15 protein-coding genes are annotated in these 17,166 nt (G+C 51.8%); 1 reads left to right on the forward strand and 14 read right to left on the reverse strand.

Annotated features, from left to right (window positions below; translation table 11 throughout):
- Positions 1–3 precede the first annotated feature (3 nt).
- The 7 genes from OGY33_RS13880 to OGY33_RS13910 form a co-directional block, all read right to left on the reverse strand.
- Positions 4–1,668: an OmpA family protein gene (locus tag OGY33_RS13880; protein ID WP_191238121.1), complete on the reverse strand. Its 1,665-nt coding sequence runs from the start codon at positions 1,666–1,668 to the stop codon at positions 4–6.
- Between the two features lie 3 nt (positions 1,669–1,671).
- Positions 1,672–2,313 carry a type VI secretion system protein TssL, short form gene (tssL, locus tag OGY33_RS13885; protein ID WP_003828335.1) on the reverse strand — a complete coding sequence of 214 codons (642 nt, stop codon included), beginning with the start codon at positions 2,311–2,313 and terminating at the stop codon, positions 1,672–1,674.
- Positions 2,314–2,318: 5 nt separating this feature from the next.
- Entirely contained in the window at positions 2,319–3,656 is a 1,338-nt protein-coding gene (gene tssK, locus OGY33_RS13890; protein ID WP_137378082.1) for a type VI secretion system baseplate subunit TssK, read from the reverse strand.
- Between the two features lie 23 nt (positions 3,657–3,679).
- Positions 3,680–5,209 carry a type VI secretion system contractile sheath large subunit gene (gene tssC, locus OGY33_RS13895; RefSeq protein ID WP_048225521.1) on the reverse strand — a complete coding sequence of 510 codons (1,530 nt, stop codon included), beginning with the start codon at positions 5,207–5,209 and terminating at the stop codon, positions 3,680–3,682.
- A gap of 65 nt (positions 5,210–5,274) precedes the next feature.
- The gene (gene tssB / locus OGY33_RS13900; RefSeq protein ID WP_191238120.1) at positions 5,275–5,772 is read right to left on the reverse strand and encodes a type VI secretion system contractile sheath small subunit; all 498 of its coding nucleotides are present in this window, start codon (positions 5,770–5,772) and stop codon (positions 5,275–5,277) included.
- 467 nt (positions 5,773–6,239) lie between these two features.
- A complete protein-coding gene (gene gss, locus OGY33_RS13905) occupies positions 6,240–8,102 on the reverse strand; it encodes a bifunctional glutathionylspermidine amidase/synthase (RefSeq protein ID WP_079934132.1) in 1,863 nt (620 codons plus the stop codon).
- 153 nt (positions 8,103–8,255) lie between these two features.
- The gene (locus tag OGY33_RS13910) at positions 8,256–10,544 is read right to left on the reverse strand and encodes an FdhF/YdeP family oxidoreductase (protein WP_128316963.1); all 2,289 of its coding nucleotides are present in this window, start codon (positions 10,542–10,544) and stop codon (positions 8,256–8,258) included.
- A gap of 218 nt (positions 10,545–10,762) precedes the next feature.
- Here OGY33_RS13910 and yghU point away from each other — a divergent pair, with 218 nt between their 5' ends.
- On the forward strand, positions 10,763–11,629 hold the full coding sequence (yghU, locus tag OGY33_RS13915; protein ID WP_191238119.1) for a glutathione-dependent disulfide-bond oxidoreductase: 867 nt from the start codon (positions 10,763–10,765) through the stop codon (positions 11,627–11,629).
- A gap of 94 nt (positions 11,630–11,723) precedes the next feature.
- Here the strand turns inward: yghU and hybG are convergent, their stop codons facing one another.
- From hybG to hybA, 7 genes are read right to left on the reverse strand one after another with little or no spacing between them, the layout of a single operon-like run.
- On the reverse strand, positions 11,724–11,972 hold the full coding sequence (gene hybG / locus OGY33_RS13920; protein ID WP_003024459.1) for a hydrogenase maturation factor HybG: 249 nt from the start codon (positions 11,970–11,972) through the stop codon (positions 11,724–11,726).
- Between the two features lie 30 nt (positions 11,973–12,002).
- Positions 12,003–12,344: a hydrogenase maturation nickel metallochaperone HypA gene (gene hypA, locus OGY33_RS13925; RefSeq protein WP_003828349.1), complete on the reverse strand. Its 342-nt coding sequence runs from the start codon at positions 12,342–12,344 to the stop codon at positions 12,003–12,005.
- On the reverse strand, positions 12,337–12,825 hold the full coding sequence (gene hybE / locus OGY33_RS13930; RefSeq protein ID WP_008785804.1) for a hydrogenase-2 assembly chaperone: 489 nt from the start codon (positions 12,823–12,825) through the stop codon (positions 12,337–12,339). The genes hypA and hybE overlap by 8 nt, the downstream gene beginning before the upstream one ends.
- Positions 12,818–13,312, reverse strand: coding sequence for a HyaD/HybD family hydrogenase maturation endopeptidase (locus tag OGY33_RS13935; RefSeq protein ID WP_191238118.1), 495 nt, complete (start codon positions 13,310–13,312; stop codon positions 12,818–12,820). The genes hybE and OGY33_RS13935 overlap by 8 nt, the downstream gene beginning before the upstream one ends.
- A complete protein-coding gene (gene hybC / locus OGY33_RS13940) occupies positions 13,312–15,015 on the reverse strand; it encodes a hydrogenase 2 large subunit (RefSeq protein WP_003828353.1) in 1,704 nt (567 codons plus the stop codon). The genes OGY33_RS13935 and hybC overlap by 1 nt, the downstream gene beginning before the upstream one ends.
- Positions 15,012–16,190 (reverse strand): Ni/Fe-hydrogenase cytochrome b subunit, encoded by a 1,179-nt coding sequence (gene hybB, locus OGY33_RS13945; protein ID WP_003828354.1) that lies wholly within the window; start codon positions 16,188–16,190, stop codon positions 15,012–15,014. Before hybB ends, hybC begins: the two co-directional genes overlap by 4 nt.
- Positions 16,180–17,166, reverse strand: coding sequence for a hydrogenase 2 operon protein HybA (hybA, locus tag OGY33_RS13950; protein ID WP_003828357.1), 987 nt, complete (start codon positions 17,164–17,166; stop codon positions 16,180–16,182). The genes hybB and hybA overlap by 11 nt, the downstream gene beginning before the upstream one ends.

The raw sequence follows: 17,166 nt of genomic DNA on the forward strand, positions 1-17,166 counted from the left end.
TTTTTACTTCGCTAATGCGTCACCACCTTGCGGTGACGGTTCCTTCATGCCCGGCACCCGACAGGCATCAGCCTGCGGTACCAGACTGATCTCTACACGGCGGTTGGCTGCCCGCCCCTCCGGCGTATCGTTGTTTTTGTAGGGGCGTAATTCGCCGTATCCCTGAACGGCAAAACAGCTCTCCGCGACATCACCGGTATCTCGCATCCAGTCACGAACAGATTCCGCGCGTTTGAGAGAAAGCAGCTGATTAGATTTATCGTCACCCACATCATCGGTATGTCCGGCGATGACTATCAGCCACCCGGGTTTGGCTTTGATATTGACCAAAGCCCCAATGAGTACTTTTGTTGAACCCGCTTTTAGCGCCCACTTACCCGTATCAAACAGCGACATACTGTCGAGACGTACAGTTTGCGGGGCAGTCACTTTCGGTTTTTCGGGTGACCCCCAGTCACTTATGGCAACCTGCAAAGGGGGGATCAATCTCATTCCTTGATACAGTCCCATTGAAAGAGAAAGTGGTTCGCCACGCTGATACCAGCGCTCAAGGAGTTGTGCATCACGACGAAGTTGATCCTGGGCCAGGATCTTTGGCTCGGCAGGATTACCGCTAAGTTGGCGGTATAGCATCAGGTGATCGTTTGTGATCCTGATGAGATGTTGGTTATTGATAAAACTGCATGCCATCGCCATTCCGATGAAAATGCCGCATAACAGACCACTTACGCCCACCGTCCGTTGAAATGCTGTCAACGCCCGACGGCGGGATAAGAATGGCAATGCTAAATCTGGAAAAGGCAGCAGTGCGGGCGCTGCTGACGCCGCAGGGGAAAGCGTTGTTTGAGCAATGATATGCCGTTGCCAGAGGTTATTTTCGCAGACCGCTGATGAGGTGAAACACACAACCCGTAATGCAAAGAAAACAGGCAGAGCATGGTGTTCAGTATCGCCTTGTACCTTCTTCAGCCAGCCCAGTAAATTATCTAACCACACTGCATGTGTAAGATGAAAATGGCGGGCTGGGCTCTCTTGCGAAGAGAAAGGAGCAAAGTCGTCTAATCCCGTAGCCGACTGCACTTCTGCATCCTGAGGGGTTCGAATAAACCAGCGAACAGCCTCATTACATTGAGGAGAATTCAGCCAACAACACAACCAAAACGGCGGTACACCTGATAACCAACGCCGACTCTGGGTCACCACTCGCCGCCAACTGAGCAGTATGTGCTTAAGCGCATCTTCATCAGTATGCCGTTCCGGAGTTAATGCCAGCATTACGGAGACGCGCATAAGAAGCCCAGGACGCTGAGCAGCTATCTGACGAACCAGAGCAATGTAATGCTCAGGGGACTGGACAGATAAATACCAGCCCTGCGAGCTCTCGCAAGAACCGCTGCGTCCGGCAAACAAGGGGACATTATCGCCACACACGAGCACAACTGGCCCACTGAAACTCTCCGGAGGGAGCGGAACTTCATGCTCGGAATGCGCTGATCTCAACTGGCCATATTGACGCCAGCCGTAAACGATCCCTGGAATGGAAAACAATAAAATAAAGACGGTCAGGCCGCCCCGGACACCCGTACTTAACGGACTGAATCCCCAAACCAGCAACAAAGCCAGCACAGCTGTCAGCACATAGTTAACGATCCCTCGCAACTGAGCCATGTTTTAGCCCTGCCCAATAAGCTGAGCAACCAGCCCTTGTAAGACATGAGAAAATGTTAACCATAAAGCCCCCAACGCCACCGCGCCGACAATCCATGCCTGCCACCAGCGACGCTTACTGCCAGAGAAACCGGACGCCTGCATGATTACGGGCGCATCGTGCGTTAACTTAAAAGGCTTCGCCTGAGCCGCCAGCGCCTCAAGAACATCTTCACGACGTTCGTCACCTTGCTCACGATAGCGCCCAACAAAACCGAGCGTGATTGCGCGATAAAAGCAGGTTATTACGGCGGTATCAGGAACGGGCTCACGCAGCACAGACCGGATGCGTTCCCAGAACTCTTCCCCTGCGTTGGTGGTATTGAAATAACGGGCCTGTAAGGGTGTCGCAAGCCAGGTGATATAACCGCTATCCTGCCGGTTGCGGTTCAACACGCTTTCATCCAGTAACGCACATTGCGTGTAGAGCATATGTTCAACGCTGTGTTCGCTGTACCCCATATCACGCAATGCCTCACGTGCAGATTCAACCCATTGGCTGGCCCGACGATAAAGAACAGCTCCGTCGTCGACTTCTGCCCCGTCACGTAGCTGGCTTACAGCAAGCCATGTTGGCCAGAAAACCTGATCAATTTCCTTATTCATTTATTTCAATCCCTTAATACTGCAAACAGCTCAAGTTGAATCTCTCCCAGCGTTCCCGGCACATAGAAAGCACAATTACCGGCGTCCAACATGGCCTGGGCTGCTGGATGATTAATTTCAAGAGCAAAGTATTGATTTTCCAGTCGTAACGGGATGGCTGCGGGTACATGTGTCAGCGGTTTTAATGGAATACCGCTGAGTGCCACATTGACGACATCTGACACATCCGCCCGGCTCCCCGCTTTACAGAGCTGTGGAAATTGCGCCAGGAGGACATGTGCGGGGAGACCCGAGCGAACGGACAGGTAAAAATCAGCACCTTCACGCAGTCGGGCATCCGACAGAACCCCATACCAGAACTGTCGCTCCTGCGTCAGTTCAATAGCGACAACACGAGACGGCAGGCTGGCTTCCAGCAGTTCCACCAGCAGAGCAAACAGCGGCGGGAATACCTGCTGCGGATTTGCATGCTGATATGGAGGTACAACGCTGACATCATTTTCTAACGAGAAAGTCAGCAGGCTGCCCGCTAACCGCGCCAGCTCACGCCACAAAAGTTCGGGATGACGGCCTGGGTTTTGCAGCATTTCTTTCAGAACAGGTTCCGAACTATTAAGCGCATTCAGCAGCCAAAACAACGAAACATCTGCTACTGCAAAATCCGCCATTCGTTCGTTACTTTCTCGGCGCAAGGACATCAGGCGGCGACAACGAGCCTGGATACGATGCACCAAATCACTGAGCGAGTTGATTAATAAGGGGCTGGCTGAGAGTGAAAGCGAGGGGGGTAAAAAATCACGTCCCAGCTCCCATTGCCCCTGAGCATTACGAATAAGGCAAGCTACCGGACAAGTCAGGTAAGCGCTGTTATCGTCATGGGCATACCGGAGGGTGATAGCATGCCGCAGCACTGCCATATCAGTCCGTTCCTGACCGGAGAGATCCTGAACTGGCAGCCATTCCTGCTGCCAGCGACACGGACGGCTGACACCGTTGCCTGATGAAAGATTGCCGCCATTAGCTGAAAGCAGCGGCAATGCCAGCACGATATCAACGCTGTTGTAGCCAGTAAGATGCGATAAATCACACGCTGGAGGCAGGTTATCTGAAATACCTGTATCCACTAACGTACCGTCAGGAAAGCGCACAACCAGATTAACGGGATTCAAACGGGAAACCGTTAGCGCACTTTCATCAAACTCCGCGCTGATGACGCCCCACGGTGATGAAAGTGACATGTGAGCAACAACGTCAGCAACGTAAGCATCCCAACGTGTCTGTTGCTGAAACTGTTGGGGAGCCAGAAAAGCCCCCTCGCTCCATAACGGACGATAGATCTTCATCGCACCTCCTGTGCATTACGCCGTTAAGATTTCGACTTAGGCATCTGTGAAACTAACGACAAGCTGACATCCATACCTTCAACCTGGAAATGCGGGATGGCGTACAGGCGCACGCGGAAGAAACCCGGGTTATCCTCAATGTCCTCCACCACGACACGCCCATCACGAAGCGGATGTGAAGCCTGCAAATCATCGCCAGGATCGGTCATTTCGGTTACCAGACTGCGTAACCAGTTGTTTAGTTCAAGCTCAAGCAGGCGGCGATCTTTGGTCGTACCAATGTTTTCTCGCTGCAAGATTTTCAGGTAATGAGCAATACGAGAAAGCAGGAAGATATACGGCAAACGTGAGTTAATTCGACTATTAGCTGTTGCTTCCGGGGTATCAAACTGCGCAGGTTTTTGAGCCGAGTTAGCAGAGAAGAAGCAGGCGTAATCACGATTCTTATAATAAGAAAGCGGAATAAAACCGAGGTTGGCGAATTCAAATTCACGAGTTTCCGGGATCATCACTTCAGACGGGATTTTCACCTGATTACCCGTCCCCAGATCGTACAAATGGATAGGTAAATCTTTAACCGCGCCACCCGCCTGTGGTCCACGGATCTGGACGCACCAACCATTCTTGATAAAACTTTTCACCATATTCACAGCGAAAGAGAAAGATGCGCTGGTCCACAGATATTTTTCGTGATCCGGGCCCTTAACTTCCTCGACATAGTTAAAGCTGCGCACAGGAATGGTATCAGGGCCGTACGGCAAACGCCCGAGTACACGCGGCATAGTTAATCCGATATAGCGTGAATCATCACTATCACGAAATGCTTTCCATTTGATGTATTCAGCACGTTCGAAATAATCATTGATATCTTTTATGGCCGCGACCTCTTCCATATTTTCTTTCAGGAAGAATTTCGGCCCAACTGAACCAATAAATGGCATATGGCAGGCTGCCGATACGCCAGAAATATTGCGCAGTAGCGCGATATCCTGCGGGCTGTTATCAAATTCGTACGCTGAAATCATTGCCGCAATAGGTTCGCCACCTGGCTGGTCATATTCTTCAATATAAACATGACGATATAACCCACTCTGGATAAGTTCCGGCGCGTCATCAAAATCATCACGCAGCGCATCCTTACTGACATCCATCATTTCGACACGGACATTTCGGCGAAAATCGATACCAGAGATCATTGAATGCAAACCACGCCAGAGCGATTCTTGTTTTTGAAATTCAGCATGATGCATAACTTCATTAACCTGATCGCTAATCTGCTTATCCAGACGAGCAATCTGCTCATCGAGTAGCGTTTTATCCAGGCGTTCTAAGGGTTGTGCGGCATCCGCCAGACATGAGACCAGAACCTGAATAGCAGCGGTCACACGCTCCGCCGGAGCGGCATCAGAAAGCGCTTCATCACTCTGCCACGCATCTACATTTTTTAATGACGCGACGGGGGAAAGATTAATTTTGTCAAAGAGGGACTGATAAACACTGCGTTCACTGGTCGTGGTGGTCGCGGCTGAAGAGGTATGTTCCTGAACAGACATCAACATATTCCTTTTATGTTCCTTTACTATTCCTGCCGATTTAGCGGAGGAAACCCTGTAGAGCGTTAAATCTCTTCTGGCATCATAGTTGCCAGCTCATTACGCAATTCCTGACTCAGAGCTGGATCCTTAAGGATTGTTTCCAGCTCGCGACGAAAAGCAGCGTTATCGAGTAAGTTAGATTTCAGGTCACGTAGTAAGTTACGCATAGCCAACAGAACACGTAATTGTGGGATATTTCGTGCGATCTGCTCAGGTTCAAAATCGCGGATATTCTTAAAGGTAAGGTTAATATCGTCCTTTCTGTCATCATCAGCTAACGTATTTTTAACACTTAAATTAACCACTGGTGAAAACTTGGCCAGCACATCGTTAAAGTTATTTTTATTAATATCTATCTTTTCACGCTCAGATAATGGTCGCTGCTCTCTGCCATTACTGAAATCACCGACAGTTAGTAGTTTTAAAGGCAATTCAACTTTCTTTTGAACGCCTCCGGTGTGTAAATCTAACTTAATATTAACGCGTGCCGTCGGCACTTCATTCTGAAAACTGTCACCCATACGTCCCTCTCAGACCGGCGACTCCTGCCGGTATTTTGCGTTTCCTAATGGAGCACGTTCCAATCGCTCAACATGTTTCTTACAACGTCATTTCTGCAGGCAGTTAACAATGGCTGTTGATGACAATTAACTATTATAATTATCACGATAATGCAATCCGATATATTCCATAGGTAAAAACATGATCAATGTCATTAATTAATCGAATAACACATTATGTTTTTATATTTAAAATGACAACCAAGAAAATATTTATCTAATACAAACGAAAATAATTATTTAATGATTGATGCATTCATTTAACGAATGCATTAATCATTAAATATCATTTACCATGAGAATATTTACTGTCATTTATATAAATATAGACACTCATTTAAATATAAGTGCTATCAATCTAATCATAAATAAAAAAACCGGAGATATACTCCGGCTTTTCATATCTCACTCGTGAGCGAGCAGAAAGATTAGTCTTCCTTCACCACAATCAGCGGTTCGATATCGCTCTCTTTTTTAATCACCAGCGACTCGTCACCACGCAGGCAGGTACCGCCATAGTTACCACCTACGGTAAAGGTACAAACCTGGATATATTTACCGGCAACTTTTGGCAGACACCAAAGCTGCTGATAAATGTTCTTCTGCTCGGCAAACTTACCGCTGGTTTTATCCAGTAGCTCTTCCTGATGACTCACCAGATCGATGTTGCTGCCACAACGTCCTGCAATAGGTTTCACCGCATAACCGGTTTGCGCCAGCTCTTCATTAACAGTGAAATCCGTATCAAGCAGATAACGGTGGTGCGGGAACAGTTGCCAGAGGATCGGCAGAATCGCTTTGTTGCCAGGGATAACCGTCCACAGAGGTTCGAAGACCAGCACTTCCGGGCGCAGCAGCACGTCGATTAAACGCACTTCCTGATTCGTATGCCCGGTACGAATTGGCACCGCGGCGTACTCCGTTTCGCTGACCTCGCGCACCTGTTCAATTGCAGTTTCCCACGCCCAGGTCTTCCAGACGCAGTTCACCAGACGGCCGTCCCCGTCAATCAATTGACCGGCATCATCCCAGCGCAGTTCATCCAGACCTCGCAGAATTTTGCTGTCAAACCCGGCCTGACGCAGCGCCTGCTGCATAAACTGCGCATGATAGTTTTCTTCGATATCCTTATCCTGCATGATGTGGACAAACGGACGTGCACGGCTGTGCTTCCAGGCACCAGCCAGTTCGTTGATCAACCCTTCAGCCGGGTTGTGTCCCTGCCCTGTGTAACCACGCTCGGCCCATCTTTCGAGAATCAAACCGGCTTCGGTATGACACGATGCGGAATCGGCGTTGTACTCATACACCTTCAGTCCACGTTCATCCATACAGAAATCCATACGCCCCGTAATCATATGATGCCGACGACGCTGCCAGGAAAGGCGCAGGCGCGGCCAGAGGATTTTCGGGATATCAAACAGCGCCAGCAGGTTGTCGTCTTTCAGCACCTTGTCGGTCGCATGCAGATACATCAAGTGCAGTTCGTTGGTGGCTTTAATCAGCTCCTGCTCGGCGCTCTCGGTAATGGTGAAGTATTGATGCGGGTCCTGATTAATCACATGGCCGTTCGCCAGCACGTAGGCTTTTTGCAGCGGGTCCTGCTCATTCAGCCATTTACCATCAAATTGCCCGTTATCTTCCAGTCGCGCGCCGCCAATTTTCAGCGAGTCATTGGCGATCTCCGGCTGCGGTAGGCTGAAACGGGTATCATCGGTCTGGATCATCCAACCAAGAATGGTCGTGTCGTCAAAGGTATCACGCAGGGTGTAACAACCGTTCTCAACCACCATCTCCAGTTCGCGGGTCCACTGCTGTCCGGGAGGCAGCGGCGTATGGAGCACGTTCTGTTCGGCAATACGGATTTTGTTTTCCAGCAACTGGGTGACGACCGCCACATGCCCGGTATCTTTAAATTCGCCGCCTTTTTGCCAGATAAGCAGTGCGCCTGCTACCGGCGCGCGGGGCGAACCATTCGGAAATGCCTGTAACGGTAGGATGTTGTCATTCACTACTTCGCGCAGGAAGCGTAAGGAGAAGATCTCCCAGGCCATGCCCACATCGGTGAAGACCATGCCATAGTTAAGGAAGAGAAAGCGGCGTGCGAACTCTACGCACTGCCATTTGTGGCCCATGTATTCATCGTCGATATAGCTGCGAAATGCTGCATCATCGTCGTAGTCCCGTGGGTCGAGGGAGCTGTAATCTGAAGAGTAGATTGCTACGCCACCTGGGGCATAGCCCAATAATGTCCCGAATGGGGCATCCTGACTGGTCGTTCCTTTGCTCATGCACCTTACCTCAAAACAATACAGCCTGAGCAGGTTGGCGTGAATTTTTCGCTCTGATTGCCTGCTCTGCGACACTAACCGGACAGAGGTCGACATCATCATACACCTCAACGCAGCGGCTGGCGCTCAGAGGCGAAAAATTCACAGCAGGAACTACGCTTTAGTCAGGGTGACCGGTATGCTTTTATACGCCGGAGTCAAACTTTGTGTATCTACTGCATCCAGCGAAAGCAGGACATTCGCTTCAGGCAGATAAGCGCCAATTGAGCCAGCCGCCATGTTGTAAATCACCACCGTTAAGCCGTACATGATGCGATCCGCGCAGGGCTGACCGTTGTCGTCCAGCGCCTGAACGTTGACCACATCACCCTGGCTCAGACCGCGGCTCGTCGCTTCTTCGGCGCTTAAAAACACCACATCCCGACGGCCAGTAATGCCACGATAGCGATCGTTCATCCCATAAATCGTGGTGTTGTACTGATCGTGGCTACGCAGCGTCGCCAGAACCAGTGCATCAGCAGGCTGATGTTCCCGCTCTACCGCCCGCTGATGGCTGACGATAAAGTTGGCTTTGCCATTCTCCGTTCGCCATTCACGGCGCGAAGCAGGCGTATCCATACGAAATCCGCCCGGCTCGGCAATACGTGCGTTGTAATCGTGGAACGCCGGGATCACGGCTTCAATGGCGTCACGGATCAACGCGTAGTCCCCGGTAAATGCTTCCCAGCTGATCGGAGAATGCGGCAGCGTGGCACGCGCCATGCCCGCCACAATCGCGGGCTCCGATTTTAGCCAGCGGGAAGCCGGCTTCAGCGCGCCACAGGAAGCGTGGACCATCGACATAGAATCTTCGACGGTCACCGACTGGATCCCCGTCGCCTGCATGTCGCGCTCCGTTCGGCCTAATGCAGGTAGCAGGTAGTTATGCTTTGCCAGCAGCAGATGCGATCTGTTCAGTTTGGTCGCCACATGGACCTGCAGATCCAGATTTTTCATCGCCGCAAAGGTACGCTGCGGCTGGGGCATCGCTACCGCCAGATTGCCGCCCATGCAGATGAGCGCTTTTGCGTCTCCCCGCTCGATGGCCCGAATGCTCTCCACGCTGGAGCGTCCATGTTTGCGCGGAACGCGGATAGAAAAATGCTTCTCAAGGCGTTGCAGGAAGTCTTCGGACGCCGCTTCGTTGATCCCCACAGAACGATCGCCCTGCACGTTAGAATGGCCGCGTAACGGGCAGATCCCCGCCCCCGGCTTACCCATATTGCCTTTCAGCAACAACAGATTTACCAGCTGCTGGACGTTCTCGGTGCCGTTTTTATGCTGAGTGATGCCCAGACCATAACAAACAATCGTGGCGCTGGATTTACTGTAGCTGTGCGCCAGATCTTCCATCTGACTACGCGTCAGACCCGAGTCCTGTTCCAGCTCCGCCCAGTTATGCTGACGTAAGTCGTCATACAGCGCTGCATATCCCGCGGTATGTTGGTCGATAAACGCATGATCGAGCGTCGGCTGCTGATCCAGTAGGATCCGCGCTTCGTCCATTTCGATCAGCGCCTTCATTATGCCTTTGAGCAACGAGGCGTCACCGCCCATTTTTACCTGGTAGTAGTCGTTGCTCAGCTCCGTCGCCTGACCGGTGAACATCTCTTTCGCACTTTGCGGGAAGCTAAAGCGCTCAAGCCCCCTTTCGTTCAGCGGGTTGATGGAGATAATTTTGGCTCCACGTTTGGCAACGTCGCGTAAGGTGGTCAGCATGCGTGGATGGTTAGTACCAGGGTTATGCCCGATACAAATCACCAGATCGCAGTGGTCAAAATCATCAAGTTCAACGGTCCCTTTCCCAAGGCCAATGGCCGGCGTTAGCCCTGCGCTGGTCGGTCCGTGGCACATGTTTGAGCAATCAGGAAAGTTGCTGCTACCATATTCGCGGGCAAACAGCTGATACAGGAACGCCGCCTCATTTGACGTTCTGCCGGAGGTATAAAACTCAACCTGTTGTGCTGAGTCATAGCTGCGCAGACGCTCGCCGATCTCCCGAAAGGCGATATCCCAATCCACCGCCTGCCAGGTGTCTGACACTGCATCGTATTTCATTGGATGCGTCAAACGACCAATGTTTTCCAGTTCATAATCGCTGTAGTGCCAGAGTGTGGAAACCGGGTGACGACTGAAAAATTCCGGTGACGCTTTCTTACTGGTTGTCTCCCAGGAAACCGCCTTAACGCCATTTTCGCACAGCTCCATTGGCGCACGATGCCCGGGGTCCGGCCACGCACAGCCCGGACAATCGAACCCTTTCACCTGGTTCATTTTGAACATCGCGATAATGTCGCGCGCGACAGCCTTTTGCGAAAACACCGAAGCAGTGACGGCTTTTACCGCACCCCACCCACCCGCAGGGCCCTGATAACCGCTTACTCCTGGAACACCATTTTTCATTATTACTGCTTATTCACCGCCAATTTTTGATGGTGAATACGGTAGCAATTTCCGTCCAACATTGATTTCCTCTTCATGGAGTACGGGCCAGGTACAATGAACGGGTTAGATTTATCTTCCCCTTTCAGCACAAAGCGACATAAAGTCCCAATCTGTTAAATTGAGTTCTACCTAACTGCTACACTGCATCAACACAACCACTCAGAAGGCAGGTCAATATGTCAGACAATACCTATCAGCCCGCGAAAGTCTGGACGTGGGAAAAATCGAACGGCGGCGCATTCGCCAATATCAACCGCCCGATTTCCGGCGCCACCCACGAAAAAACGCTGCCGGTTGGCAAGCATCCGCTGCAGCTCTATTCGCTGGGTACACCAAACGGGCAGAAAGTGACGATTATGCTGGAGGAGCTGCTGGCGCAGGGCGTGAAGGGCGCGGAATACGATGCCTGGATTATTCGCATTGGCGATGGAGATCAGTTTTCCAGCGGCTTTGTTGAGGTGAATCCGAACTCGAAGATCCCGGCACTGCGCGACCACTCGCAAAACCCACCGGTTCGCGTATTCGAATCTGGCGCAATCCTGCTCTATCTGGCGGAAAAATACGGTTATTTCCTGCCGCAGGATTTGGCAAAACGTACTGAAACACTGAACTGGTTGTTCTGGTTACAGGGTGCGGCGCCGTTCCTCGGCGGTGGTTTTGGTCACTTCTATAACTATGCGCCGGTAAAAATTGAGTACGCCATTAACCGCTTCACGATGGAAGCCAAACGCTTACTCGACGTACTGGATAAGCAGTTAGCACAGCATCAGTTTGTGGCAGGAGATGAATACACCATTGCCGATATGGCGGTTTGGCCGTGGTTTGGCAATGTGGTGCTGGGCAACGTGTACGACGCGGCAGAGTTCCTCGATGCAGGAAGTTACAAGCACGTACAGCGCTGGGCAAAAGAGGTTGCCGCGCGTCCGGCAGTTAAGCGAGGTCGTATTGTAAACCGCACTAACGGGCCGCTGAGCGAACAGCTTCATGAACGTCATGACGCCAGCGACTTCGACACCAATACCGAAGATAAGCGCCAGGGTTAACGCAAGATGCCGGATGGCGGCATAAATGCCTTATCCGGCCTACATAGAAGGCGTAGGCCTGATAAGCGTAACGCCATCAGGCACTAACCGATTGTCACGCGCTGGTGACGTCGTACTCCATGCGGCGAAGTGCGTCTAACGTGGCTTTAGCTTCATCTTCATCAATGATGCTCATGGCGAACCCTACGTGCACCAGCACCCATTGCCCGACCAGCTCAGCGGTATCACCTTCACAAATCAGGGCAATATTGACATCACGTTTGATGCCGCACACTTCAACCTGCGCAAGCTGGTGAATATCTTCACCAACGGCCAGAACCTGACCAGGGACTCCAATACACATATCTGACTCCGCCCCATAGCAACCTATGGGTTATTCGACTTCAATACTTTTCACTTTCAGTGAATCGCCTGCATCAACCCGCAGACGATCGCCCTGACATAGTGGACACTGCGCATCATGCTGGGTGATTTCCACAACCTGACTGCAATCCCAGCACCATGCCTGGGCTGGTTTGTAATCAATATGCAGCTCACACCCTTGCGCCAGCGTGCCCTGACAGACGATGTCGAAACTGAAACGGACGGCGCTCTCTTCAACGCACGAGAGCGCTCCGATTTCCAGCCAAACGCCGGTTACACGTTTGACACCGTGCTGCTCTGCCTGCTGTTGAACAATCTCAACCGCGCTCTGACAAAGGGACAGCTCATGCATTTTCGCAGTTCCGACGACCCAGCAGCAGCGCGCGGCGATTTAGCTGCGGCGCATTCGGATCGCTCACCGGCAGCGATAACAGCATGCGCGCGCAATCGTCAGTCAGACGCACACCTTCTTGCGCCGACATACTGTGCGAAAGCGGCGACATCAGTGAACAGGAAAGGTATTGCGATACGCCCTCCAGTTCACCAACGGTAAAGGTCATCTCGCCGTACGGCAGACGCAACCCGATTTTTTCACTGACTTTACGCACCGGCCAGATCTGGTCCGGTCCGGGGAAAATCAGTGCGCTGAGCATCCAGGGGGTGATAACACACCCCGTCCACTGTCCTTCAAACAGCGTAAAATCAGAGACATACACCGGCATATTCGGATGCAAGAAAGAGAGATCGTGCATCGAACGCCGGGCAACCTCTTCAAACGCTGCCTGAATCTGCGTCTTCGGGGCCGTCTGAAAACCGACAAACTCCTCAGACATGAGCCGCCTCCCGAGGGATCGCTTCAACGCCTGATTCGCGAAGCGCGGCAAGAACCTGCTCCAGCGCAGGTTCAATCATCGCTTCAACCGTTGGCGTTAGCCCGATATGCGGTTCCAACGATTTCGGAATAACGCCGACTAAGGTCAGCTTTTTCGGAAACTCGCCGGTAAAACGCAGGGCCGACAATACGTCGGCCAGGCCAAGCTGGTGCGGTGAGATTTTGTTGGTAAACAGCGCCGGGATCTCTTCATCCCGCAGGACCATCATCGTTCCTGGCGTGTTTTTCTTCGACACAATGGCGTCAGCAATGATCAGATGATCTCTGTTCGCCATATCGCCGAGAAGCTCCATCCCAGCCGTACCACCGTCCAGAACATCAACAAAGTCTGGCAGGATGTATCGTTGCTCTAATGCCTCAACGATACGTACCCCGATGGCTTCGTCGGTCAGCAAAATATTGCCGACCCCTAAGACTAATATCCGCATTACAGAACCTTAACTGAGACCACTTCGTTCCCGTCAACGTCCACCACATGCACCGCACATGACATACAAGGGTCGAAGGAGTGAATGGTACGAACCACTTCCAGCGGTTTGTTTGGATCGGCAATCGGCGTACCTACCAGCGAGCGCTCATACGGTCCCACTTCATCATTAAAGTTACGTGGGCCAGAGTTCCAGGTTGACGGTACAACCGCCTGGTAGTTGCTGATAATGCCGTCTTTAATCACCATCCAGTGAGACAGCATACCGCGTGGCGCTTCGAGGAAACCAACACCTTTGAATTCTCCTGTTGCCGGAATATCCGGTTTCACGAAGGTGGTGTGGTCGCCTTTACCGATGTTCACAATCAGCGCGTTGTACTGATCCTGCAGAACGTTCTGCAGTTCACAGCAGTGAACAGTACGGCCAATAATACGGCCCAGCGTAGAGTGCAACTGCGACACTTCGATAGTTTTACCGGTCAGCTTGGTGTAAATCGCGATGATTTCATTCAGCTTGGCATGGGTAGACTCGCGTTTGGCCGCCAGTTTACACAGCATGTTGGCCAGCGGACCCACTTCAACCGTTTTACCGTAGAAGGTCGGTGCTTTAACCCAGGAGTATTTGCCGTCGTCTGACCAACCGGTGTAATCAGGAACCGTTGTGCCTTCCCACGGAGCCTGCGGCGCTTCGTCTTTGTACCACGCGTGTTTCGCACTCTCCTGAATCCCTTTGATCAGGTACTCATCGGAGTGAGAGGTGATCGGACGATAGGTCGACAGATCGGCATCGGTGATGTAACCGCCCGGGAACAGGAAGCTGCCGTTTTTACCGTCTGTCGGGAATTCTGGCGCACTCAGGTAGTTAACCGCACCCTGACCACGTTCCAGCCACTCAGGATAGAACGCAGCAATAACCGCGGTATCAACCTTGTACACCTGCTCAACGAAGTCGCTCAGCTTATCGATGAAGGACTTGATGTACATCAGGCGTTCAAGGTTCAGCACACCGAGGCCGTCAAGGTTAATTGGGTTAGCAACCCCACCTACCGCCAGGTTCTGGATGTGCGGAGTTTTACCGCCCAACAGTGCCACAACGCGGTTGGCATCACGCTGGCATTCCAGCGCTTGCAGGTAGTGTGCGACCGCAATCAGGTTCACTTCCGGCGGCAACTGCATTGCCGGATGACCCCAGCAACCGTTAGCAAAAATGCCTAACTGACCGCTGGCAACAAGGTCTTTGATCTTGTTCTGAACCTTGGTGAACTCTTCTGCGCTGTTCAGGTGCCAGGAGGACACGCCGTTCAGCATGGCAGACGCTTTCGCTGGGTCAGCTTTCAGTGCAGAAGTGATATCCACCCAGTCCAGCGCAGACAGCTGATAGAAGTGAACAATGTGGTCATGCGTGGTGTGCGCGGCCAGAATGATGTTACGGATATACTGTGCGTTCACCGGAACATCAATATTCAGCGCACTTTCTGCTGCACGAACGGAAGAGATAGCGTGAGTGGTCGTACAAACACCACAGATACGCTGCACAATCATCCAGGCATCGCGCGGATCGCGGTTTTTCACGATCTCTTCCATGCCGCGCCACATGGTACCGGAAGCCCATGCTTTAGATACCACGCCATTTTCGATTTCGCAGTCGATGCGTAAATGACCCTCAATACGGGTTACCGGATCAATAGTAATTCTCTGGCTCATGCTTTGCTCGCCTCATGACGATTTTGATCGTTTTGTTTTAAAGGAGGAAGTATCGGCAGTAGACGAATGAGTACGATGTATGCACAAATCTCAATAGCCACAAAACCAATAGAAATCAACAGCTCTTCCCAGGTCGGGAAGTAGTGGTAGCCACCACCAGGATTGAACGCCACCAGCGAATAGGACAGACGCCATGTTGCACAACCCAGCAATGCGCTCAGCGCAGACAGATACAGCATGCGCGAGTCATTACGCAGCTTAGTGACGCGCAGCACCACCAGCGGGAAGACCATCAGCACGACTTCAAGCCAGAACATCAGGGAGTAAAGATCGCCTGAGAACGCATAGGACAGCTTGTCGCGATAGATCAGTTCGCCAAAGCGCAGGACGACGAAAATCGCCAGCAGCACGCTGATGGTATTCGTCAGCTTGATGAACAAACTTTTCTCGTCCGGACCGTTACCTTTCAGACCGGCTTGTACCAACGAGCCTTCAAAGATGACGATCGAAAAGCCCATAATAAAGGCGGTTAATACCGAGAAAAGCGGCAGCATTTCATAAGCTTGCCATAGCGGATGCACCTTATAACCCGCAGAAATCATCAATGAACCCATTGAAGACTGGTGCATGGTTGGCAGCAGCGCGCCGAGGGCAATAATAAAGAACATCACTTTATTCAAACGTTTGAGGGAAACTTTCCACCCCAAGCGTTCAAACAGAGCCGGAGCAAATTCCAGCGCCATGATGCCGATATAGATGGTCATACAGACCGCCGTTTCGAACAGTACCGAGTTCACGTTGAAGTGGCCCGGAATGTAGAAATACGGCAGGTTCCAGTAACGACCGACGTCAATGGTGATCGACAGACCACCCAACGAGTAGCCAAACAGGCTCGCCAGCAGCGCCGGACGAACCAACGGATGGTATTGGCCTCTGTTGAAAACATACACCGCCCACGCCAGCGCCCAACCGCCGCACGCGAAGCCAGTACCAATCAACAGGTCAAACGCGATCCATACACCCCATGGGAAACCGCCGTTCAGATCGGAGACTGAGCCCAGTCCGAAGACCAGACGTTTCACGATCAGGAGCATACACAGGACGATAAGCGGCCCAAAAATAATGACCGGTTTGCTGATTATTTTTCCGCCCAGCGGTTTAGGATCATGACTCATGATCGTCTCCTCCATCGTGATGGTCGTTTTTCGTGTTACGACGAACCAGCACGGTTAAGCCCGCCAGCGCAGCCAGGGGTAATATCATGCCCTTGTACAGGGAATGTTGAACATGTTCGGAACGCGCACCAGTTGAAAGATCATCCAGCTTCGGCAGATCCAAATCCTCGTAAGGAACACCCGTCAGTACCATAACCTGCGTACCACCACCTTCTTTCTCACCGTACAGGTGCGGGTAGTACTTCGGTACCGTATGCAGATAGGTATCGCCTGCTTTCACCGTCTGACGCGGATAGTGGTATTCGCTACCTGGCTTCAGCGCGAGACGTTTTTTCGCCTCAGCCATCAGCTCTTCACGCGTACCAAAAATCACCGCACCGGCTGGGCACACTTCAACACAACCCGGTAAACCACCTTTGTCCAGACGCTCAACGCCTTTCTGGTTACACAGTTCACATTTGTGAAGCGCACCAAACGGGTTGTTGTAGTCGTACTTAGGCACGTTGTACGGGCAGGCGACCATGCAGTAACGACAGCCCGTGCAGACATCTTTGTCATAATGGACGATGCCGGTTTTCGGATCTTTCTTCAGCGCGGAGACCGGGCAAACGGAAACGCAGTTCGGATCAACACAGTGCATGCACTGTTTCTTGATGTATGCATAGCCATTTTCTTCCTGGTCTTTGTTAACACCTGTTCCGCTACGCCACACCTGAATGATGTTATTGGTATACGGCGACAGTTTGTCGTTGTTCGACCAGGTTTGCTCGCCTTCTGGGTTACGCGCCGGGAAGTTGATATCCTGACACTTGGTGACACAGGCCTGGCAGCCTACGCACAGCGTCGAGTCATAGAGCATCCCAAGAGAACCAGGGATCGGCGGACGGTTTTCTGCAGCCGCATGGCTGATGGACGGCGCTGCGCCCAACAGCAATGCCCCGCTGGAGGCTGCTTTAATAAAGTTACGTCTGTTCAC

The sequence above is a fragment of the Citrobacter sp. Cpo032 genome (genome assembly GCF_030332975.1).
Taxonomy (GTDB): Bacteria; Pseudomonadota; Gammaproteobacteria; order Enterobacterales; family Enterobacteriaceae; genus Citrobacter; species Citrobacter portucalensis.